This window comes from Pseudomonas sp. JZ114 (assembly GCF_051027705.1).
Taxonomy (GTDB): Bacteria; Pseudomonadota; Gammaproteobacteria; order Pseudomonadales; family Pseudomonadaceae; genus Chryseomonas; species Chryseomonas luteola.
Window position 1 is genome coordinate 4,108,513 of record NZ_CP069256.1, and the last position, 21,249, is coordinate 4,129,761.

The 21,249-nt window shown below is 53.4% G+C and carries 18 protein-coding genes; 8 read left to right on the forward strand and 10 right to left on the reverse strand.

Going from position 1 to position 21,249, the window contains the following annotated elements:
- The first annotated feature begins 30 nt into the window (after positions 1–30).
- Both JQR90_RS19215 and JQR90_RS19220 read left to right on the forward strand, forming a co-directional pair.
- Entirely contained in the window at positions 31–2,805 is a 2,775-nt protein-coding gene (locus tag JQR90_RS19215; protein WP_125912910.1) for a glycoside hydrolase family 19 protein, read from the forward strand.
- A complete protein-coding gene (locus JQR90_RS19220; protein ID WP_010796290.1) occupies positions 2,806–3,336 on the forward strand; it encodes a hypothetical protein in 531 nt (176 codons plus the stop codon).
- A 386-nt stretch (positions 3,337–3,722) separates the two neighbouring features.
- Here the strand turns inward: JQR90_RS19220 and JQR90_RS19225 are convergent, their stop codons facing one another.
- Positions 3,723–4,391, reverse strand: coding sequence for a uracil-DNA glycosylase family protein (locus tag JQR90_RS19225; RefSeq protein WP_434140244.1), 669 nt, complete (start codon positions 4,389–4,391; stop codon positions 3,723–3,725).
- 195 nt (positions 4,392–4,586) lie between these two features.
- On the opposite strand from JQR90_RS19225, the gene JQR90_RS19230 reads away from it, so the two are divergent.
- A complete protein-coding gene (locus JQR90_RS19230; protein WP_010796292.1) occupies positions 4,587–4,964 on the forward strand; it encodes a glutaredoxin family protein in 378 nt (125 codons plus the stop codon).
- A 53-nt stretch (positions 4,965–5,017) separates the two neighbouring features.
- Here JQR90_RS19230 and JQR90_RS19235 read toward each other — a convergent pair whose 3' ends face one another.
- The 5 genes from JQR90_RS19235 to JQR90_RS19255 all read right to left on the reverse strand — a co-directional run bounded on the left by JQR90_RS19235 (position 5,018) and on the right by JQR90_RS19255 (position 8,723).
- A complete protein-coding gene (locus JQR90_RS19235; protein WP_019367492.1) occupies positions 5,018–5,569 on the reverse strand; it encodes a DUF3299 domain-containing protein in 552 nt (183 codons plus the stop codon).
- A 75-nt stretch (positions 5,570–5,644) separates the two neighbouring features.
- Positions 5,645–5,893: a GlsB/YeaQ/YmgE family stress response membrane protein gene (locus JQR90_RS19240; protein WP_019367491.1), complete on the reverse strand. Its 249-nt coding sequence runs from the start codon at positions 5,891–5,893 to the stop codon at positions 5,645–5,647.
- Positions 5,894–6,033: 140 nt separating this feature from the next.
- A complete protein-coding gene (locus JQR90_RS19245; RefSeq protein WP_434140245.1) occupies positions 6,034–7,116 on the reverse strand; it encodes a 5-(carboxyamino)imidazole ribonucleotide synthase in 1,083 nt (360 codons plus the stop codon).
- Entirely contained in the window at positions 7,116–7,607 is a 492-nt protein-coding gene (gene purE / locus JQR90_RS19250; protein WP_019367489.1) for a 5-(carboxyamino)imidazole ribonucleotide mutase, read from the reverse strand. Before purE ends, JQR90_RS19245 begins: the two co-directional genes overlap by 1 nt.
- Positions 7,608–7,814: 207 nt before the next feature.
- The gene (locus JQR90_RS19255; RefSeq protein ID WP_434140246.1) at positions 7,815–8,723 is read right to left on the reverse strand and encodes a LysR substrate-binding domain-containing protein; all 909 of its coding nucleotides are present in this window, start codon (positions 8,721–8,723) and stop codon (positions 7,815–7,817) included.
- 168 nt (positions 8,724–8,891) lie between these two features.
- On the opposite strand from JQR90_RS19255, the gene aspA reads away from it, so the two are divergent.
- The 3 genes from aspA (at position 8,892) to JQR90_RS19270 (ending at position 13,137) form a co-directional block, all read left to right on the forward strand.
- Positions 8,892–10,322: an aspartate ammonia-lyase gene (aspA, locus tag JQR90_RS19260; protein WP_010796298.1), complete on the forward strand. Its 1,431-nt coding sequence runs from the start codon at positions 8,892–8,894 to the stop codon at positions 10,320–10,322.
- 404 nt (positions 10,323–10,726) lie between these two features.
- Entirely contained in the window at positions 10,727–12,142 is a 1,416-nt protein-coding gene (locus JQR90_RS19265) for an alanine/glycine:cation symporter family protein (RefSeq protein ID WP_404629147.1), read from the forward strand.
- Complete coding sequence (locus tag JQR90_RS19270) at positions 12,139–13,137, forward strand: asparaginase (protein ID WP_219651272.1); 999 nt, start codon at positions 12,139–12,141, stop codon at positions 13,135–13,137. Before JQR90_RS19265 ends, JQR90_RS19270 begins: the two co-directional genes overlap by 4 nt.
- Positions 13,138–13,183: 46 nt before the next feature.
- Here the strand turns inward: JQR90_RS19270 and JQR90_RS19275 are convergent, their stop codons facing one another.
- Positions 13,184–14,395 carry a YeeE/YedE family protein gene (locus tag JQR90_RS19275; RefSeq protein ID WP_434140247.1) on the reverse strand — a complete coding sequence of 404 codons (1,212 nt, stop codon included), beginning with the start codon at positions 14,393–14,395 and terminating at the stop codon, positions 13,184–13,186.
- A gap of 244 nt (positions 14,396–14,639) precedes the next feature.
- On the opposite strand from JQR90_RS19275, the gene JQR90_RS19280 reads away from it, so the two are divergent.
- Complete coding sequence (locus tag JQR90_RS19280; RefSeq protein ID WP_434140248.1) at positions 14,640–16,646, forward strand: putative bifunctional diguanylate cyclase/phosphodiesterase; 2,007 nt, start codon at positions 14,640–14,642, stop codon at positions 16,644–16,646.
- 27 nt (positions 16,647–16,673) lie between these two features.
- Here JQR90_RS19280 and oadA read toward each other — a convergent pair whose 3' ends face one another.
- Together oadA and JQR90_RS19290 are read right to left on the reverse strand one after the other, a co-directional pair.
- On the reverse strand, positions 16,674–18,479 hold the full coding sequence (oadA, locus tag JQR90_RS19285) for a sodium-extruding oxaloacetate decarboxylase subunit alpha (protein ID WP_434140249.1): 1,806 nt from the start codon (positions 18,477–18,479) through the stop codon (positions 16,674–16,676).
- A gap of 11 nt (positions 18,480–18,490) precedes the next feature.
- A complete protein-coding gene (locus JQR90_RS19290) occupies positions 18,491–19,906 on the reverse strand; it encodes an acetyl-CoA carboxylase biotin carboxylase subunit (RefSeq protein ID WP_434140250.1) in 1,416 nt (471 codons plus the stop codon).
- A 152-nt stretch (positions 19,907–20,058) separates the two neighbouring features.
- On the opposite strand from JQR90_RS19290, the gene JQR90_RS19295 reads away from it, so the two are divergent.
- Positions 20,059–21,012 carry a LysR family transcriptional regulator gene (locus tag JQR90_RS19295; RefSeq protein ID WP_434140251.1) on the forward strand — a complete coding sequence of 318 codons (954 nt, stop codon included), beginning with the start codon at positions 20,059–20,061 and terminating at the stop codon, positions 21,010–21,012.
- Here the strand turns inward: JQR90_RS19295 and JQR90_RS19300 are convergent.
- The gene (locus tag JQR90_RS19300; protein WP_010796306.1) at positions 20,984–21,175 is read right to left on the reverse strand and encodes a PA3496 family putative envelope integrity protein; all 192 of its coding nucleotides are present in this window, start codon (positions 21,173–21,175) and stop codon (positions 20,984–20,986) included. The two genes, JQR90_RS19295 and JQR90_RS19300, sit on opposite strands and share 29 nt — an antisense overlap.
- Positions 21,176–21,249: the final 74 nt, after the last annotated feature.

Here is a 21,249-nt window from a genome sequence, read left to right on the forward strand (position 1 = left end):
CAGATAGTACATGGATTGTAGGTAATACAAGTGACAGAATTAAGTAGCGTTCAACAGTGGAGCTATCCCTTTAACTTAAAGGGAGAAGAAGGCCAATCCAGTAAGCCCGTAACTGACCCACTACAGTACTTTGATGCTCTGGCGAAAGCTAAGGGCGGCTATTATCCGATTGGTAAAAATGGTTTATGGCATGGTGGTGTCCATTTCGACAGTGGTACTGCCGCCTCTCTAGATCAATCTGCCATCCGCTGCATTGCAGATGGTGAAGTAGTTGCTTATCGAGTCGACGACACATACAAAAAGTCAAATTTCAGCAGTGGTGAAAAATTATTTTCTACCGGATTCGTTCTGGTCAGACATAAATTAGAGCTGCCTAAATTAAATGAACAAGCAAACGCTACCAATACCCCAACAGAACAACCCTCTTTAATCTTTTACAGCCTGTACATGCATCTATTGGATTGGGCAGGTTATACAAAAGAAAACGCACCTACACCGCCTAACTTTCTTAACAAAGCCGTATATAGCGTAAAGGCGGATAAAGCGACTGACGTGGTTAAGGGGCTACGAGTACGCACAGCACCTAGAAACGGCCAGATTAAGGCTGTCCTACCTAAGGGCACTAGAGTCAAGCTAGGTGAGCAAAGCGCGACCAATAATAAATGGTACCGCTTGATTAGTATCTTGGAAGGACAAGCGTTACCCGCCATTAATCTGGATGAGGAGTGCTGGGTATTTGAGGGCCAGCTTGACCATACCGATGTTTCAGATGAGCGTTTGGTTGGCGTCAAGGCTAATGACACTGAGCCGACACTGGCACCCCAGAAAGGACTAAACATACGTAAGGCTGCCACAGGTGCAGATAAAAAACTGCTTACAGGACTAATACCTGTAGATGTAACCTTTACTTTAGAAACAGATACTGGTCGTTATTGCAAGATCAAAGAATTTATTTCAGGTCAAAACATCCTTCCCCTTAAAGAAGACTGCATAAAGAATATTAGTGGTTATGTATATAAAGAATGTCTGCAGGCCAGTAGAATCCCGCCTACGCTAAATGATATTCATGTTCTGGATTCGCCCCACCCTATAAGGGCCGGAGAAATCATAGGACATTTAGGTATCTATCAAAACCACGATGATATTGCCGCTGAACCCATGCTCCATTTGGAAGTGTTTAGCTGTGAGGACGTCCCTGCGTTCATAGAAAAGACCAAAGCTGCAGCAGCGAGCCTTCCTGATGATAAAAAGAATTTACTTAAGATTCATAAGGAGGCTAGTAAATTAATAAGTCATCGCTCTGATATTAGCGCGTCTAATCCTCCCAAGCTTTCGGATACAGGGACCGTAATTGGGGTAGACATGATCTTTAATCTTGAGGTCCTCAATAATTATCCCCAAGATCGAAAAATCACGGTAACCGAAACATCACCGGGTAGTAAAACTAGCAAAACCAGAACTTGGTGGCGCCTAGATAATATCTTAGCGGACCAGCAGGGAAATAAAATTAGTGGATGGCTTACAGAACAGTCCGAACTTACTACGCGTCACAGTCCTTGGGAATGGGAAGGATTTGACTTTATTAGAGAAACTCCTTCTAACCTAGATCACCTGGCCAGTCATTTAACTAACACAAATCAAATCGATGAAATTGAACAAGCCAGTTATTCAGCAAACATCAAATACTCTGAAAGCGGACCTATAAAAGAAAGACTATACAAGATACTAGACCTAAATAACGATAAGGCTTTTACTCCTACTGAAACTAAGTTAGCGCTGAAAGAAGCGTGGCTCTCTCAATCCATCTATAAACTTATAACAAAATACGAAAGCGAATGGTTTTGGAAAAAAAATAAGTGGGAAGAAATAGATTCTATAATGCTATTAGGAGAAGAGAACAGTGATTGGAGTACGGAAAAAGAACGTATAGAGCAGTTATCTTGGTGGCACCAAGTAAACTCAATTCAAAATAAAGAAAATGATTTAACTACTATTCATAACCTTGAAAACCCCGTGACCTGGCACATATCTATAGCGGGATTAATAGATAACTTCAATACTTTTGAAAGTAACGCTATTACTCTAGAAATGCTAGCGGCTGTTAACCCTAGCGGAACTGAAATTCACCACAAAAATATTCTACCCATACTAAACAAATATACAAAAGCCTATAAGCTGAAAAATAAAAGAGAATTAGCTCATTTCTTATCTCAAATTGCTCATGAAAGCAATTTGAATGCCGTGGAGGAAGGGCTGTATTACTCACCAATGCAAATGCGGGCGACATTTGGCTGCAAAGCTAAAAACAGAAAAAGTGGATATAACTCATTAACTGATAGTTGTAATTTTGGTGTATTGAGAGAAAAACTATGGACAAATGAGAGCCACTATGCTCGTAATGCAGAGAATCTTGGGAACTATGTTTATGCTAATAGGCTAGGAAACGGTTCAGAGGAAAGTGGGGATGGTTATAAATATAGAGGTCGTGGAATGATCCAAACTACTGGAAAAGATGCCTATAGATACTTTCAAAACGTACATAATAGGCAAAATCCTGATGATATACGGGACTTTATAAGCCATCCTGAGCTTTTATCCACCTCTTTAGATTATTCCGTTGAATCAGCATTTGTTTTTTGGTTTAGCAAGCAAACCGCGAATGGTTTAAAACTTAGCGATATAGCTAAAACCGAAGGTGTCGTTAGGGTAACCGAAATAGTAAATGGTGGACAAAATGGGTTGACTGACCGTAAAAATAAATACAATGCAATAGCACCTTTACTAAATCTAGAGCAGGAAATATAAATGAGAAAAATCTTGTTGATATTTTTAGTGATAATATTCTCTAAATTTTCTTATGCAGAAGAAGTCTATAATTATTCTGAAAATATAATCCATGGACCTTTCAATTCAAAAATATACGAGAACTCTCGCATCTACTTTTCAAAGCCAAAAAACAAAGACAACAAGACATTTTTAATACTAGAAAAAGGGCAGGCAAAAAAAAGCCCCTTAGAGGTTATTGTTGATACTTATGAAACGGAGGGCTCGCCGCCGAAAATAGAAAGCGCCTTCTTTTATCCTATAAAAAAAACAGTGAACTTGATAGTAATCTTGTCATGGTCAGTGAATAGTAGAGGAATAGGAACATATGGAAATCTATACGAAACACGCTTTTATAAAGATGAGGGTGGTTGTTTAAAAAGAAACCTTGATTTTCAAGCTCTTAAAGAGACAACTGGATTTGATGGTTATCAGGAAGGTGAAGAGGTAAGCTTTAATCTGAAAACCGCTAGTGCTGTTAAGAAATTTATAAATGAAAACATAAGCAAATAATAACTTTCATTAAGAAGTCTAATACTCGTTAGCCAACCAGTAAAAATAGGAAAATCTCAGCATGCAAAGCGCAACCGTAACGTGTTTAATAGGTTACAAATAAATGTGTCCGCCACATTCTATTAAATTAATTTAATTCAAGTTTATTATAAATAATTTTCTTATTTAGAATGACCCAAGATTTGCCTGCACCTTAGTTCAGCCAATAGCAAGCCGGGCGAATTAACTTCCCAAATCTATAATCTTGGTTATTGATTTAGGCAGTCATTAATTATAACTAAACCAAACTCCTTATTTATTTTCCCTCCAGAAAAACTTAGTATTTACTTTATTAAAATTCATAACCGCTATACAAGCAAAACGAATATATAGATAATTATTTAAAGCTACATCAAGAATCTAACCCTCTCCTTCAAAAGCCCCGGAAACTTATCAAACCATGCCTGATTCAAGGGCGAGGGATGTGGGAGTGGGTATAGCGTAAACACGTGCCCTTTCTCCTCCTCTGCTGTCAGCGTGACCTCGGTATGGCTTGTAAAGCGATCCTCGCTTTTCCAGAAGGCCTCTAGGCGTTGTTTCTCTTCTTTGGGTTGATCGATGGCAAACCAGAGAAAGGCCTCGCGGCCGAAAGTGATGATGGTGCGGCCATGCCACTGCTCGATTAATAACTGTCGCATGAGTGGATGAAAGCGTTTCTTGATCTTTTCGGACCAGGCTTTATTGCCGATGGGCTTATACGGCACGGTGTTGGCCCAGAAAAATTTCTGGCTTAAAGAGCGACCTGCATCGAAGTCCGGCATGGGTTTACCGTGCAAATGCTCATAAATAACCCTGCGAGCGATCTGTCCGCCAGCACCGATAAAGGGCTCACCGTATTTAACTTCGTCCCGCCCCGGATCCCGACCAAAGAAACCAACAGGCGCATCCTTATGGCCCAAGCCAATAATGGGTTCTAGCGGATCCTTTTGGTACTTCTCATAGACCTCTGTATCAATACCTTCAATGGTGCTAGCGATCTCACGAAAGGCTTGCTGCATCTTCGGGTCGAGGGGCATAGGATTTCCTTCGTAATCAGCTTCTTGTTTATAAGACCGATTAGCAAGGGAAAGAATTCATGCCTTCCAAGGCTGCGCTCCCCCCATAGCTATTTTCTCAATCACACCAATAGCGACTCCATGCCGACCAAGTGCCGTCCTGTTTTGAGGCAATGAGGTAAACTCCCCGCCTCACATCTATAGGGATAGCCATACATGTTGATCAAGGCGCTGCGAATTGGCCTGGGCCAAACCATTGTTGGGCTGGATCTGCTGACACGCCCGCGTAAGCTCAAGCGAAGCGCCGAGGCGCAGAAGCAGGTAGAAGAGCAAACAGCCGGACTTGCGCTGTATCAGTTTCAGGCATGTCCATTCTGCGTAAAGACGCGCCGAGCCATGCACAAGCTGAACTTGCCCATTGCTCTGCGTGACGTCAAGAAGGATCCGGAACACCGTGAGGCCTTGCTGGCAGGTGGCGGACGTATCAAGGTGCCTTGCCTCCGGATCGAGGAAGAAGGCCGTACCGCCTGGATGTATGAGTCTAACGATATCATTGCGTATCTGAACAAACGTTTCGCGCCCGCGAGCCGCTAAATGAAAAAGCCCGATCATGTCGGGCTTTTTTATAGCTTTATCGCTTGCACTGATTACAGATCGGCTTCTTCTACTTTACGGACTTTAGTAGCGTCGATGGCATATGAGGCTTCGGCCAGATCGTTATCCACCTTTTCGATCTTCATCGCCCCTATAACCCAATAAGGCTCGTAGATATCCGGTAAGGGAACGCCCTTTGGAAAGCGCACCAGTACGATCTGGTTAGGCGGTGGCGGTGGAACGTGGATGCAGGCACCTGGATAGGGCACCAGGAAAAATTCAGTGAAATTGCCTTTGCTGTTGCTTTCCAGCGGAACCGGATAACCGCCCAGGCGAATTGTCTTCCCATTCATGGCAGCCACTGTGCGCGTGGAGTGCATGACGGCCGGCAGGTTGCTGTCTTTTTGCTTGAGTCCGCCCTTGCTCTCAAAACCGCCTGGTAATTCGGGCGTGTCATGGGTGATCTCGGGCATGTCTTCCAGTGCCTTGCGATCCGATTCTGGCATGAGGGCCAGCCAATCGGTCTCAGGCGGCTCGCCTTCTCGGGCTACGGCAGTTGTAATCTGGGAAAAAAGAAGCAGTACGGCGAGGATGAGATAGCGCATGGTAGAAGTGTCGGACAGTTGGGTTGCACTAGTGTGAAGCTTCTTGGCGTTGAACCCAACTGCCCGGACGGGAAATCAGCGACGCTTGGTCACCATACCCCAGATAAACAGGACGATGACGGCACCGACGACTGCTCCAATGAAACCGGCGCCCTCGCCTGCACGGTAGATACCGATAGCCTGACCGCCGTAGGTGGCAACCAGCGAGCCGACGATACCCAGGATGATCGTCATGATCCAACCCATGCTGTCGTCGCCAGGCTTGAGGAAACGTGCGATCAAGCCAACGATGAGGCCGATGATGATGGTTCCAATAATGCCCATGAATCTTTCCCCTTCTGTGGTTTGCTCGATACGGCATGTGCCGCTTGCTTAATCCGACAGCAAGAAAAACGCAGGGGTTCAGCGAATTTTTATGAAGCGAAGCGGAACTCGGACCCTTTTGAAGAAAGGGTCCGTTTCGGTCACGCTTTAATCAGGGTTTCGACGTCAGCAATACGTGCCTTCAATGTGGCCGCATCGCTGCAACGCAGTGTGGCATGCCCAACCTTGCGGCCCGCCTTGAATGACTTGCCATAATGATGCAGGTGACAATCATCGATCTGCAGAACCTGCTCCACGGCCGGGACCTTGCCGATGAAGTTGAGCATGGCGCTCTCACCAACCTTCGCGGTTGAACCCAGCGGCAGACCTGCTACAGCGCGCAAATGGTTCTCGAATTGGCTGCTCTCGCTACCCTCGATGGTCCAATGACCAGAGTTATGCACACGGGGAGCAATTTCATTGGCCTTCAGCCCACCATCGACCTCAAAGAACTCGAACGCCAGCACGCCGACATAATCGAGCTTGTCGAGTACACGGCCTACGTAGTCCTCCGCCAGCGCCTGCAAGGGATGGTCTGTACTGGCAATAGACAGCCGCAGGATTCCGCTTTCGTGGGTGTTGTGTACCAGTGGATAGAAACGTGTCTCGCCGTTACGAGCACGTACGGCAATCAACGACACCTCGCCAGTAAACGGCACAAAGCCTTCAAGAATGCACGGTACACTACCCAGCTCGGCAAAGGCGCCTTCGACATCCGCTTGGCTGCGCAGGACCTTCTGACCCTTGCCGTCATACCCTAGGGTACGTGTCTTCATCACAGCCGGCAGACCGATGCGTGCGGCGGCAGCGTCAAGGTCAGCCTGGGATTGGATGTCGGCAAACTCAGGCGTTGGGATGCCCAGATCCTTGAACATGGTTTTTTCGAACCAGCGATCACGGGCGATACGCAAGGCTTGCGCCGAGGGAAAAACCGGAACGAACTGGGATAGGAACGCGACGGTTTCAGCGGGCACACTCTCGAACTCGAATGTGACCAGATCGACCTCATCCGCCAGCTGACGCAGATGATCCTGGTCGCTGTAGTCGGCTCGAATGTGCTCGCCCAATGCGGCAGCGCAGGCATCCGGAGCAGGGTCCAGAAACGCAAAATCCATACCCAGCGGAGTACCCGCCAGCGCCAGCATGCGGCCCAGTTGGCCACCACCGATGACTCCGATTTTCATCAGGCTTCCCTCGGATCCGGATTGTCCAGAACGGTACGCGTCTGCTCCTCACGGAAGCGATTCAGCGCCTCGTGATACTCGGGATACTTGCCGCCCAGAATACTGGCCGACAACAGCGCCGCGTTGATAGCGCCCGCCTTGCCGATGGCCAGGGTGGCGACAGGAACGCCCGCGGGCATCTGTACGATCGACAGGAGTGAGTCGACGCCTGACAGCATGGAAGACTGCACCGGCACGCCCAGTACAGGCAAATGCGTTTTGGCTGCACACATACCTGGCAGGTGTGCTGCACCGCCTGCGCCTGCAATGATGACCTCAATGCCGCGCCCCGCCGCTTCTTCAGCGTACTGGAACAGCAGATCGGGTGTACGGTGGGCAGAGACCACCTTCACTTCAAAGGGAATGCCCAGCTTTTCCAGCATGTCGGCGGTGTGGCTCAAGGTAGACCAGTCGGACTTGGAGCCCATGATCACGCCTACGAGTGCGCTCATCGTCGTGCCTCTTGTCAGGCGCCCGCAGGCGCATCAGAAACCAACAAGCCACGTCGGAGGACCGCACGTGGCTTGTATATGCAGACCGGTATGTAGACCGGCCTCAAGGGCCACTGAGTATACCGTAAAGCCAGACCGGACAAAGAGGTTGAACGACCTTTTATAGCGACGGGTTATTTCATGTCTGGCTGCCTGTCCAGAGGCACTTCACGCAGTTGCCCCGGCGCCTGCTTCGAGCTTGCGCCATAACAGCCTCACCGCTGCCTTGCGCACGAGCGAGCAGCGATACAGGCGAATCTCCAATGGAATCTGCCATTGCTCACCGCCACAAGGTACTAGCTCTCCCCGGGAGAGCTCGGCGGTCACACTCAGATGCGGCACCCAGGCAATGCCCAGCCCCTGCAAGGCCATGCTCTTGAGGCTATCGGCCATGGCCGTCTCGTAGACAGTGGTATAGCGCAGCTTGCGCTGACGTAGCAGCAAATTGACCGAGCGCCCGAGAAAGGCCCCGGCACTATAGGCAAGCAAGGGAAAGTTCTGCCCACTCTCCAGGTCGTATAACGGCGAGCCATCTTCCCGGGCGGCACACACGGGTAGCATTGAGGTCAGCGCCAGATGAATAGAAGGGAAGATCTCCGGATCCATCTGCAAGGCGGCGTCGGGATCGTAAAACGCCATCATGAGATCGCAGCCGCCTTCCCTCAAGGCATGAACCGCTTCGCCGACGTTGGTGGCAATCAGACGACTCGCAATGTTGAGCCCTTCGCTTCGCAGACGAGCAATCCATCCTGGAAAGAACCCCAGCGCCAGGGAGTGTGCCGCCGCAAATTGCAGCACCTCGCCCTGCCCGCCTTCCAAGTGATGAAGGTGGCGGATCACTTCGCCAAGCTGCTCCACCACACTGCGCGCGGTGACCAGAAAGAGCTGTCCGGACTCGGTCAGCGATACTGGTGTACGCGATCGGTCAATCAGGGTCAGCCCCAGGCTTTGCTCCAGGCTGCGAATACGTCGGCTGAACGCAGGTTGAGTCACGAAGCGGCGCTCGGCCGCCTGGGAAAAACTATGGGTGGCAGCCAGGGCAATAAAGTCTTCAAGCCATTTCAGTTCAAGGTTCATGGTCATACTCAAGGGGATGGATACGCCTGCCGATCCTGACGCGTCACATCACATCATATGCAATTTCGGCATAGGGTGCGCTGATACAGCATTGGTCAGCGTCTGGCTGGAAGCCTTATTGTATAACGCATCAGGCTTTTGCCACCCACCGGGAAGTGATCCCCTATCATGTCCGAATCTGCATTATCTCGCCTCGAAAAAGATCTGCTTGGTACCCTCGAAGTCCCCGCTGAAGCCTATTACGGCATTCAGACGCTGCGTGCGGTCAACAACTTCCGCCTCTCCGGCGTTACGCTGTCTCACTACCCCAAGCTGGTCGTTGCGCTGGCGATGGTGAAGCAGGCCGCTGCCGAGGCGAACTATCGCCTGGGCTATCTGCCGGGAGACAAGTACGAAGCCATCGTGATGGCCTGTACCAAGATCATCAACGGTGAATACCACGACCAGTTCGTGGTGGACATGATTCAGGGTGGCGCGGGTACGTCCACCAATATGAACGCCAACGAGGTTATCGCCAACGTGGCGCTGGAAGTCCTCGGTCATGGCAAGGGTGAGTACAAATACCTGCACCCGAATAATGATGTAAACATGGCGCAGTCCACTAACGATGCCTACCCAACAGCGATCCGCCTGGGTTTGCTGCTGGGCCATGACACCCTGCTTTCCAGCCTGGAGAGCCTGATCGAGTCGCTGTCAGGCAAGGCGGTGGAATTCGCCAGTGTTCTGAAGATGGGTCGTACCCAGCTTCAGGACGCTGTACCGATGACCCTCGGCCAGGAGTTCCGTGCCTTCGCTACTACGCTGGGCGAGGATCTGGGCAAATTGAAAACCATTGCGCCGGACCTGCTGACCGAAGTGAACCTGGGTGGTACGGCTATCGGTACCGGCATTAATGCGGACCCTGGCTATCAAACCTTGGCCGTGCGCAGCCTGGCTGAAATCAGTGGCCAACCGCTCAAGCCTGCCGCCGATCTGATCGAGGCCACCTCTGACATGGGTGCCTTCGTACTGTTTTCCGGCATGCTCAAGCGCCTGGCGGTCAAGCTGTCCAAGATCTGCAATGACTTGCGCCTGCTCTCCAGCGGCCCGCGTACCGGCATTAACGAGATCAATCTGCCAGCCCGCCAGCCAGGCAGTTCGATCATGCCGGGTAAAGTGAATCCCGTTATTCCAGAAGCCGTTAATCAGGTCGCCTTCGAGGTGATCGGCAATGATCTGGCGCTGACCCTGGCAGCCGAAGGCGGACAGCTTCAGCTTAACGTGATGGAGCCCTTGATCGCCTACAAGATCTTTGACTCGATCCGCCTGCTCAAGCGCGCCATGGACATGCTGCGCGAGCACTGCATCGATGGCATCACGGCCAACGTCGACCGCTGCCGCGAGCTGGTGGAGCATTCCATTGGCCTTGTCACGGCGCTCAACCCATACATCGGCTACGAGAACTCGACCCGTATTGCGCGTATGGCGCTGGAAACCGGCCGTGGTGTGCTGGAGCTGGTCCGAGAAGAAAACCTGCTCGACGAGATGACCCTGGCTGACATTCTGCGCCCGGAAAATATGATCGCTCCGCGCCTGGCGCCGAAAAAACTCAACGCTTAACCGGCGCTCCTCACACCCCCTCGTGAGGAGCTTTGAGCGGGTGCCCTCGGGTGCCCGCTTTTTTTTGAAGCTCTCTAAATCAGGCTTATCAGCCACATACATTATCAAAGGCAGGTGTTTTACCGCTTGCCCGTTGCAACAAGCAGCACTGTTTCAATAGATCCTTTGAGGCAGTTAGATTTGATCTCTTCTCCTCTCTTCTGGATGATACGCGCGCCAACCTTGCCGCCTGCCGTGTTTCCGGCTCGCACACCTTGCGATTTAGGGGTTCTGTCATACCCTTGGGTTGGCACTGAAGGCAGCGGATATCCCATTGATGGATTACCGCTCGCCCACATAATGCCTTGGCCAGGAATTATCCGGAGCCCAGGTGCTTCCATTACTACAATTAGGCGAAAGCACTCATGCTTGATCTCCTGAATGACTTTCTTTGGGGCAAACTGCTCATTGTCGGCCTGATTGGCCTGGGTATTGTCTTTACCTTGTTTTCGGGCTTTGTGCAGTTCCGCTATTTAGGCAGCATGTTCGGCATCCTTGGTGAAGCCTTTCAACGAAAACCCGGCCAGCTGAGTTCCTTCCAAGCGTTGATGCTTAGCGTGGCGGGCCGTGTAGGTGCCGGTAACATTGCAGGGGTTGCAGTTGCCGTTACGCTGGGTGGTCCAGGGGCGGTCTTCTGGATGTGGGTAGTAGCCCTGCTGGGTATGGCTACAAGCTATTTCGAATGTGCGTTGGCCCAGCTATACAAGCGTAGCGATGGCAACGGCCTGTACCGGGGCGGTCCCGCCTTCTACATCCTGCATGGTTTGAAACAGCGCTGGCTAGGTGTCCTGTTCTCGATCCTGCTGCTGGTAACGTTTGGTCTGGGCTTCAGCGCACTGCAGTCCTACACGATCGCCTCCTCGCTCTCCGACTCGCTGGGCCTGCCTACACTGGTTACTGGACTGGCCTTCACGGCAGTAATAACCCTGATTATCTTTGGTGGCGTAGTACGGATCGCCAAGGTAGCCGACATTCTGGTACCGGTAATGGCGTTGTCCTATATCGCCATTGCCTTGGGTGTGATCGTTCTGCACATTGATCGCGTTCCAGAAGCGCTGGCATTGATCGTACGCAGTGCCTTTGGCCTTGAGCCTGCCTTTGCCGGTGGCTTGGGTGCAGCGCTGATGATGGGCGTCAAGCGTGGCCTGTTCTCCAACGAGGCGGGTCTGGGCAGTGCTCCAAACGTGGCCGCCGTAGCGGAAGTTTCCCACCCGGCAGCCCAGGGCGTTGTGCAGTCCTTCAGCGTATTCATTGATACCCTGATCATCTGTACCTCCACCGCACTCATCATCCTGTTGTCTGGCGTCTATGAGCCGGGCGCCGATATCCCCGGTGTTGTTCTGACCCAGACGGCACTGGCCGCGACGGTTGGCGAGTGGGGCCGTATCTTCATCAGTATCGCCCTGCTGCTGTTCGCCTTTACAACGATCATCTACAACTATTATCTGGGTGAGAATGCCTTGAGCTTCTTCACCAAGAGCCGCGTGGCGCTGATGATCTATCGGGTTCTGGTGGTGGCGCTGGTGATCTGGGGCTCACAACAAGACCTGACTACCGTGTTCGGCTTTGCCGACCTCACCATGGGCTTGCTGGCAGTGGTCAACCTGATCTCCCTGGCATTCCTGTTCAAGGTGGGTCTGCGCATCATGCGTGACTATGACCGTCAGATCCGGGCAGGAAACAAGGTTCCAACATTCGACCCCAAAGGCTTTGCCGATCTGGATCTTGATCCGGCGGTCTGGAAAGCCTCTGCCTCGGCCAAGGATATGACAAAGCCATGATTCAAACCGGTCACTCACAACGCCTGATGGTGCTTTATACCGGCGGCACCATCGGTATGCAGGCCACCGAAAATGGTTTGGCGCCGGCCTCAGGCTTTGAGGCACGCATGCGTGCCTTTCTGGCCCAGGCGCCTGAGCGGGCGTTACCGGAGTGGCAATTCCGGGAGGTGCTGCCTCTGATGGACAGCGCCAACATGACGCCAACCTATTGGCTGACGCTCAGTGCAGCTATAGTCGAGGCAGCCGAACAGGGCTACACCGGCGTATTGGTGCTACATGGAACCGATACGCTGGCCTACACCGCGGCGGCAATGAGTTTTCACCTGCTGGGGCTCGATATTCCTGTTGTACTGACAGGCTCGATGCTTCCGGCCGGCGTACCGGACAGCGACGCCTGGGAAAACCTGGACGGTGCCTTGCAGACGCTTGCAGACGGTGCCCCCCAGGGCGTGCACGTTTACTTTCACGGCGAGCTGTTACATGCGGCCCGCTGCAGCAAGATTCGCAGCTTTGGCCGTCATCCATTCAAGACACTCGCGCGCCAGCGACTGGCCCAACCACGTCAGGCTGTACCAGTCGAGCTAAAGGCAGGCCAAGCCAGACAGGTTGCCCAAGTAGCGGTTCTACCGCTGTTTCCGGGCATCTCGGCTCAGCACGTATCTGCCCTTGTAGGTACCGGCGTGCAGGGCCTGGTGCTCGAATGCTATGGCAGCGGAACAGGTCCCAGCGACAATGATGCTTTCCTGACCAGCCTGAGCGAAGCGTCTGCCAAGGGCGTTGTACTGCTTGCCGTCACGCAGTGCCACGAAGGGGGCGTCGAACTCGATGTCTACGAGGCAGGCAGCAGGCTGCGTGCCTGCGGCGTTGTGTCGGGTGGCGGCATGACACGCGAGGCGGCTGTCGCCAAACTGCAGGTGCTGATTGGCTCGGGCTTAGCGCCTGAGCAGGTCAACCACTGGCTGCAACAGGATCTCTGCGGCGAGCTTGGCGAATAAGCCATACGAAAAAAGGGCCCCGAAGGGCCCTTTTTTCACCTACCGCTTAGCAACCGGTCAGCTGAGTAACAGGACGTTCACCCGGGAAGAACACCGGACGAATACGGACTCCTACGCTGTTGCCGATAAAGGCTGCGACCAGCCACAGCCAGCCATGCAGACTGCCGGAGGCGATACCACTAAAATACGCCCCGATGTTGCAACCGTAGGCCAGACGTGCGCCATAGCCCAGGAGCAGGCCCCCTATCATGGCAGCTACCAGCGAGCGCGTCGGAATCTTCAGACTGGGCGCGAAGCGTCCAGCCAGACCCGCAGCAATCAGCGCACCCAGGATGATGCCGAAATTCATCACACTGGTAACATCGAACCACACGGGCTGGCTTAGAGCCTTGGCGTTAGCCGGCAATTGCCAGAAGTCCCAGCTGGCAACATCGATACCTAGCAGCTGAGCGCCTTTGGCACCCCAGACCGCAAAGGCTGACGTGATCCCCCACGGACGACCCGCCAGGGCCAGCGTACAGAAGTTCAGGATCGCCAAGGCAATAGCGCCCCAAACCAGCGGCCACGGCCCGCGCAGAAAACGCGCTGCGCCTTGATGCTCATTGGGTACCGTCGCTTCCAGACTGCCATAGCGACGGCGCTCCAGACGCACCGTCATCCAGGCAATAAAGGCAAACAGCGCCAGGCTGACTGCAATACCTGGCACAACGCCCAGGCTGGTCACCAGGGAAATCTTGGGCAATGAAGGCAACGCGAACCACCACCCCAGATGATGCGTAGCGATAACGGAGCCGATTACGAAGAACAGCAGCGTTACCAGCATGCGTGCGTTACCACCCCCCACCGTAAACAAGGTACCGGAAGCACAACCGCCGCCTAACTGCATACCGATGCCAAAGATAAAGGCACCGATTACAACGGAGGTTCCTGCAGGCGATACCAAGCCGGTAACCGGCTGGCCAAACAGCGTACCGGCACCTAGGGCCGGGAAAAACAGCACAACGGCAATGGCCAGCATGAGCATCTGAGCACGCAGGCCCGCGCCACGCCGGTCACGAATGAACACCCGCCAGGCAGACGTGAATCCGAAAGCGGCATGATAAAGCGTCAGCCCCAGTGCACCGCCCAGGATGAACAGCAAAGCTTGCCGTCCGCTGACAGCCATATCCAAAAACACAGCCCCCAGAACCACCAGCCCCAGCGCCACTACTGGCGTGGTGATCTGGCGAGGCGCCGTGGACGTAATAGAAAGGCTCATTGAGAATCCTCGACATCATTAAGCCTGACTATTTTAGTCAAGAATTAGCGCGATACCAATATCTAAATGTCATATCCACCATTAAGACGGCTATTAGTCCGCTGGTCCGGTGAAGATTACAGGATGTGAACTATTTCGCTAAATTTGGTCTTTTGGTGATGGCAAAACGCTACATCCCTAAAGGCCAGGTGCTGCTCATTCATGAGCTCTACCGTGAGCTTCGCACTTTCAAACAGGTTCCGGCATGACCTTATCCAGCGATCTTGGCAAGCAAATCGAGATTGATATTGCTTATCCGTCTCGCGTGCTGATGTTTAGCGCCATGGTCGAGAATCAATACCAAGACGATATCCACAGGCGGCGCAAGCGACATATCTATCGGTCACATGTAACCGCTTTCTTCGCCTATAACAGCTTTCTTCTTTGTGAATGGCTAATGTTGAAGGACATTTTCTTTCAAGCCATTCTCTGGCATTTATTTTGCGCCTCGCTGCCAACACTGGCCTGTCTTTTTACCCTGAAGAAAACGAATTCTTATCGACTCAGGGAGGTCTGTGCCTGGCTGCCCTGCCTTGCAGGATTTATCGCCGCGGTAGCCATTATCCTGTCGTCCTCGTCACCGGACAGAGCCTTGTGTCTGTTTTCACTTCCTTTGATCCTGATCTACGCTAATAACACCACGGCGTTGCCGTTCCGATACGCTTTGCCTTTTACGATACTGGTACTTCCAATCATCGTGGGCTGCGCCTTTACCGTAAACATGACCTTTCCCCAAGGGCTGTTTGCTACCTGCATTGCTCTGGTCACCGGTGCCTTTTCCCTACTGGCCAATTTCTGGCTGGAGCGCTCGGAGCGGTATTCCTATCTGCTTAATCTCAGGGAAAAACTGCGTGTTCAGAGTCTTTCCAGTACGAACCGTACCCTGCAGACGCTTTCAGATACCGACTCGCTGACCGGTATCGCCAACCGCCGCTATTTCGTCGCACAACTGGATGATCTGTGGAATCGGTACGAAGCAGGCGGTGCGCCTTTCTCTCTGCTGATCCTGGACGTTGACCACTTCAAGCGCTTCAACGACCTGTATGGGCATCCGGCCGGTGATAACTGCCTGCAGTGCATTGTTTCTGCCTTGCGTGAGCAGCTGCGTGAAGTCGATCTGCTGGCCCGGTATGGAGGTGAGGAATTCGCCGTTCTCCTGCCTAACTGCACCCTGGAACAGGCCCATATCACGGCCGAGCGCCTGCGGGCCGCCATTGAAACATTGGGCCTTCCTCATCAGGCTCGGGGCGATGAGCTGCTCATCGTCTCTATCAGCATTGGCGCAGCGTGCAGCGATCAGGAATCACCCCAGCCAGATGACCAATCGCAATTGATCGAATTTGCCGACCGCGCGCTTTATCGGGCCAAACGGCTGGGACGTAATCAGATTGCATTGGCCAGCCGAGCGGACAGCCAACTCTTCGAGACGCCCGATGGCCTGCCCGAATTGAAGCCGGCCGATTTGCGTCGCGCCCTGGATGAAGGTCGGCTGTACATGCAGTACCACTCGATCCATGACTGCTCGAGCACTGAAGTCGTCGGCTATGAAGCCCTGCTCCGCTGGGATGACCCGGCCCGGGGTCTGATATCACCCAACTTTTTCATCCCTCTGGCCGAGCGAAGCGGATTCATCCTGGAGCTGGGCGAGTGGGCCCTGCGTACCGCCTGCCATCAGGCCGTTCAATGGCCAAAGGCCTATTCTCTTTCGGTAAATGTCTCGCCGCTGCAATTCGCCGATCCAAATTTCGCCGCGCGGGTAGCCGAGGTCTTGAGAGAAACCAAGCTGGCGCCTTCACGCCTGATCCTTGAGTTGACCGAAGGTGTTCCCTTGAACATCACCCCACAGGTCCGTGAGACGTTCGCCACCTTGCAAGCGTCCGGTATCCGCCTATCGCTGGATGACTACTGCACTGGGCATTCCAATATCGCCTATCTGCTTGCGCTACCGTTCAATACCGTAAAGATCGACTCTTCCATTATTCAGGTGGAAGATGCCGATAAGCGCCGGGCCCTGCTCAAGTCTCTGGTCGATATGAGCCGCGCATTTGGTGCCAGAATCATTGCTGAGGGTATCGAGACCCAGGAGCACCTGGATCTCTTATGTGAGCTGGGGTGTGATCTGGCCCAGGGCTTTTTCCTGGCAGAACCCCTCCTGCCGGAAGCGCTGGCACATCAACACGCCCGTTGGACGGCAGAGCGGGCCGCCTTGTAAACGCTACCAGCTCGCTCTGCCGCTGGCTCAGGCCTCGATCTCGACCAGAACCTCGCCTGGATTGACGCGATCGCCTTTCACCACGTGTACTGTCTTGACGGTTCCGTTAATAGAGGCCTGGATCTCGGTCTCCATTTTCATCGCCTCGGTGATGAGTACCGCCTGGCCCGCCTTGACCACATCGCCCTCTTTGACCAATACATCAACGATATTACCCGGCATGGTCGTACTGACATCCCCTGGCGCACTGGCTTGGCGTCGCTTGCCATCACCGCCCGAAACATAGCTGTTGAGCGGCTCGAAGACCACCTCTTCCGGCATACCATCAATAGACAGGTAAAAGTGCCGCTTGCCCTCGCTCTTCAGGCCAATACCCGTAATATCCACCCGATAGCTTTCACCGTGTACATCAATCACGAACTCAGTCGGCACGCCTTCACGCGCCAGAGGCGTACCGCTTCCATCCGGGATGGGCAGCAGCTCTTCAGGCTGCAAGGTTCCGGCTGCACGCTCTTCCAGAAACTTGCGTCCAATATCCGGGAACATGGCAAACGTCAGGACATCTTCTTCGCATCTGGCAAGCTCTCCTGCCTCTCGGCGCAGGTTATCGAGTTCCGGCTTGAGCAAGTCGGCTGGACGTACCTCGATCACTTCCTCATTACCAATGGCTCGCTTGCGCAGCAGCTCGCAGACCTTGCCGGGTGCCTTGCCGTAACGGCCCTGCAGATACAGTTTCACTTCATTGGTGATGGTCTTGTAGCGCTCTCCCGCCAGGACATTGAAAAAAGCCTGGGTACCAACGATCTGCGATGTCGGCGTCACCAGCGGTGGATAACCCAGATCGGCGCGTACACGGGGAATTTCTGCCAGCACATCGCCCATGCGATTGAGTGCACCCTGCTCGCGTAGCTGGTTGGCCAAGTTGGAAATCATCCCGCCCGGCACCTGATTGACCTGTACGCGCGTATCCACTCCCGTAAATTCGCTTTCGAACTGGTGATACTTCTTGCGAACGGCATGGAAGTACAGACCGATCTCCTGCAGCAGCTCAAGGTCCAGCCCTGTGTCATAGGGCGTTCCACGCAACGCGGCAACCATGGATTCGGTCCCCGGATGGCTGGTCCCCCACGCCAGGCTGGAAATGGCGGTATCGATATGATCCGCTCCGTTTTCCACCGCCTTGAGCTGGCACATGGCAGCTACACCGGCAGTATCGTGGGAATGAATGAATACCGGCAGATTCAGGGCCTCTTTCAGGGCCTTTACCAACTCGCCCGTCGCGTACGGTGTGAGCAACCCAGCCATGTCCTTGATCGCAATGGAGTCCACGCCCATGCCCGCCATGGCCCGACCCATCTCGACGAACGCCTCGACGGTGTGTACCGGGCTGGTTGTGTAGGCAATAGTGCCCTGGGCGTGCTTGCCACTTTTCTTGACAGCCTTGATAGCCGTTTCCAGATTGCGCACATCGTTCATGGCATCGAAAATCCGGAAGACGTCGATTCCGTTTTCCGCCGCCTTGGCTATAAAGGCCTCGACCACATCGTCGCTATAGTGGCGATAACCCAACAGGTTCTGGCCCCGCAGCAGCATTTGCAAACGAGTATTGGGCAAGGCGGCCCGCAGCGTGCGCAAACGCTCCCACGGGTCTTCTTTCAGAAACCGCACACAGGCATCGAACGTCGCACCGCCCCAGACTTCCAGTGACCAATACCCGACCCGATCCAGCTTGTCACAGATGGGCAGCATGTCTTCCGTACGCATGCGCGTTGCCAGCAGAGATTGGTGTGCGTCACGCAACACGGTATCGGTAACAAAGATCTTCTTGGACATTCTTGTTTTCCTCACAGGCCGGCATGGGCGGCAATGGCGGCCGCGATGACCAGGGCCAGTTGCTCGGGGCTACGCTTGATCGAGTACTGCGTCAGCTCCGGATGGCTTTCCACAAAGCTCGTATTGAATTGGCCGCTACGAAATTCCAGGTTGCGCAGAATCGCTTCGTAATAAGGTGCGGTGGTCTTCACACCCTGCACCCGCATGTCGTCCAGCGCCCGTAGGCCTCGCTCCAGTGCTTCCTCCCAGGTCAGCGCCCAGACAATCAGCTTCAAGCACATGGAGTCGTAGAACGGTGGGATCACATAGCCGGTATAGATGGCGGTATCCGTGCGCACCCCAGGGCCACCAGGTGCGTAATACCGGGTGATCTTCCCAAAACTGGGCAGAAAGTTGTTTTTAGGGTCTTCCGCATTGATACGAAACTGCAGGGCAAACCCACGATGGATGATGTCCTCCTGCTTGACCGACAGCGGTTGTCCAGCGGCAATCCGGATCTGCTCGCGAACGATATCGATCCCGGTAATTTCCTCGGTGATCGTATGTTCGACCTGAACCCGGGTGTTCATCTCCATGAAGTACACCTCGCCTTCTGCGAGCAGGAACTCCACCGTACCGGCATTCTCGTATCCGACCGCCTTGGCAGCGCGTACCGCCAGATCGCCAATATAGGCACGCTGCTCAGGTGTCAGCTGCGGGCTGGGGGCAATCTCGATGAGCTTCTGGTTGCGACGCTGGATCGAGCAGTCCCGTTCGAACAGGTGAACGGTATTACCCAGGCTGTCCGCCAGAATCTGAGCTTCGATATGCTTGGGATTGACGATGCACTTCTCGAGAAATACTTCAGCACTACCAAACGCCTTGGTTGCCTCGGAAATGACGCGGGGATAGGCCTGCTCCAGTTCTTCACGGCTATTACAGCGTCGGATACCACGGCCGCCGCCACCAGACGTGGCCTTGAGCATCACCGGATAGCCGATGCGCTCTGCTTCGATCAGTGCCTCATCCAGATCGGCTACGTTTCCTTCGGTGCCGGGGGTACAGGGCACGCCTGCTGCAATCATGCTGCGACGCGCCTCGGTCTTGTCTCCCATCCGCCGAATAACTTCAGCACTAGGGCCGACAAATTTGATCCCGCGCTGCGCACAGATCTCTGCCAGCTCAGCATTCTCGGATAAGAAGCCATATCCCGGATGTAACGCATCACACCCAGTCTCAACTGCCAGGTTTACGAGCTTGCGAGGGTTCAAATAGCCTTCGAGCGGATCGCTGCCGATGCTATGTGCTTCATCGGCCCGTTTTACATGCAGCGCATGGCGGTCAGCCTCTGAATAGATGGCTACCGAGCGAATACCCATTTCGGCACAGGCACGCACGATACGCACCGCGATTTCGCCACGATTGGCGATGAGGATTTTCTTGATCACACGCCGGCCTCTTGAGCGAGATTAGGAGCCCTTTGGGCATTTGTTGTTGTTCGCTCACAAACCTAGACGGCAATAAAGATTATGGAAAATCAATAATTATTAGCGTATCTATAAGGTATTACTTATAGATCAACGATGAGGCCGGCCCAGCCATGCGTAAACCTTTGATGCGTATCACCTTACGCCAGTTGCAAGTGTTTGAGGCCGTATGCGAGACACGCTCCTACAGCCGTGCAGCTGACGTCATGGCCCTAACGCAACCAGCCGTCAGCCTGCAGATTCGCCAGCTGGAAGAGCTGCTCGGACAACCACTGTTTGAATACAGTGGCAGAACCCTTTACCTGACCGAAGCCGCCGATGCCTTGCTGCGCGCCGGACAGGATATCTTTGGACGCCTCAACAGTCTCGATATGCAGCTCTCCAATCTCCTGGGCTCGCTTCACGGACAACTCCGTCTGGGGGTAGAAACCAGCGCGCAATACCTGGCGCCCCATCTGTTCGCTACCTTCAAGCAGCAGCACCCGGAGGTCAGTGTTCATCTCTGCGTGGGCAACCACGATCACATGCTCAGACGGCTGTCTGAAAACCGTGACGAAATCATGATCATGTCTCTGGTACCGTCAGACCGAGACCTGGAGTTTCTTCCCTTTCTTAACAACGAGATTGTTGCAGTGGCCGCTCCGGAACATCCTGTCAGCCAAACCGGCAGCCTTACCTTGAAGGACCTGAGCGATTGTCCGCTACTGGTACGAGAGTCGGGCTCCGGCACCCGTCAGGCATGTGACGAGTACTTCAAGCAAAAGCGAGCCCACTTTTCAGACGTACAGGAGCTGACCTCGCTGGAAGCCATACGGGAAGGTGTCATTGCCGGATTGGGTATTGCCCTGCTTCCACGACTGGCCGTCCATCGAGAGCTTAAGGCTGGTGTACTGTGCGAGCTATCGGTGCAGGAACTTCCACTTTGCCGCAGTTGGTGCGTGGTTCATCCGCGCAGCAAACGCCTGTCTCCTGTGGCACAGGCGTTTTTTAACTTCATTCGGGAAGAACGGAGTCGAATCGCCGCGCTAGCCGAACGAATCAGTGGGCTGAGAGCTGAGCGCTCATAGCGACCGAAGCAGAAAATAGTTCGGGATAATCCGTTAACTCCTGCTCCAGACGTAACTGCTCGTTGCGATCCTCAATGGCACGTCGAAAGGCCATTCGGCGTTGATCCGCCAGTTTACGGCGAGTTTTGGCGTCGAGAAAATCGCTGTCCATAGACATGGCCATACCGTATCTCCCAAGCAAAGGTGGAGCCTTTAGCCTGCTCAGGAAAGATGACGGTTTGGCGAAGCCTTGGTGAA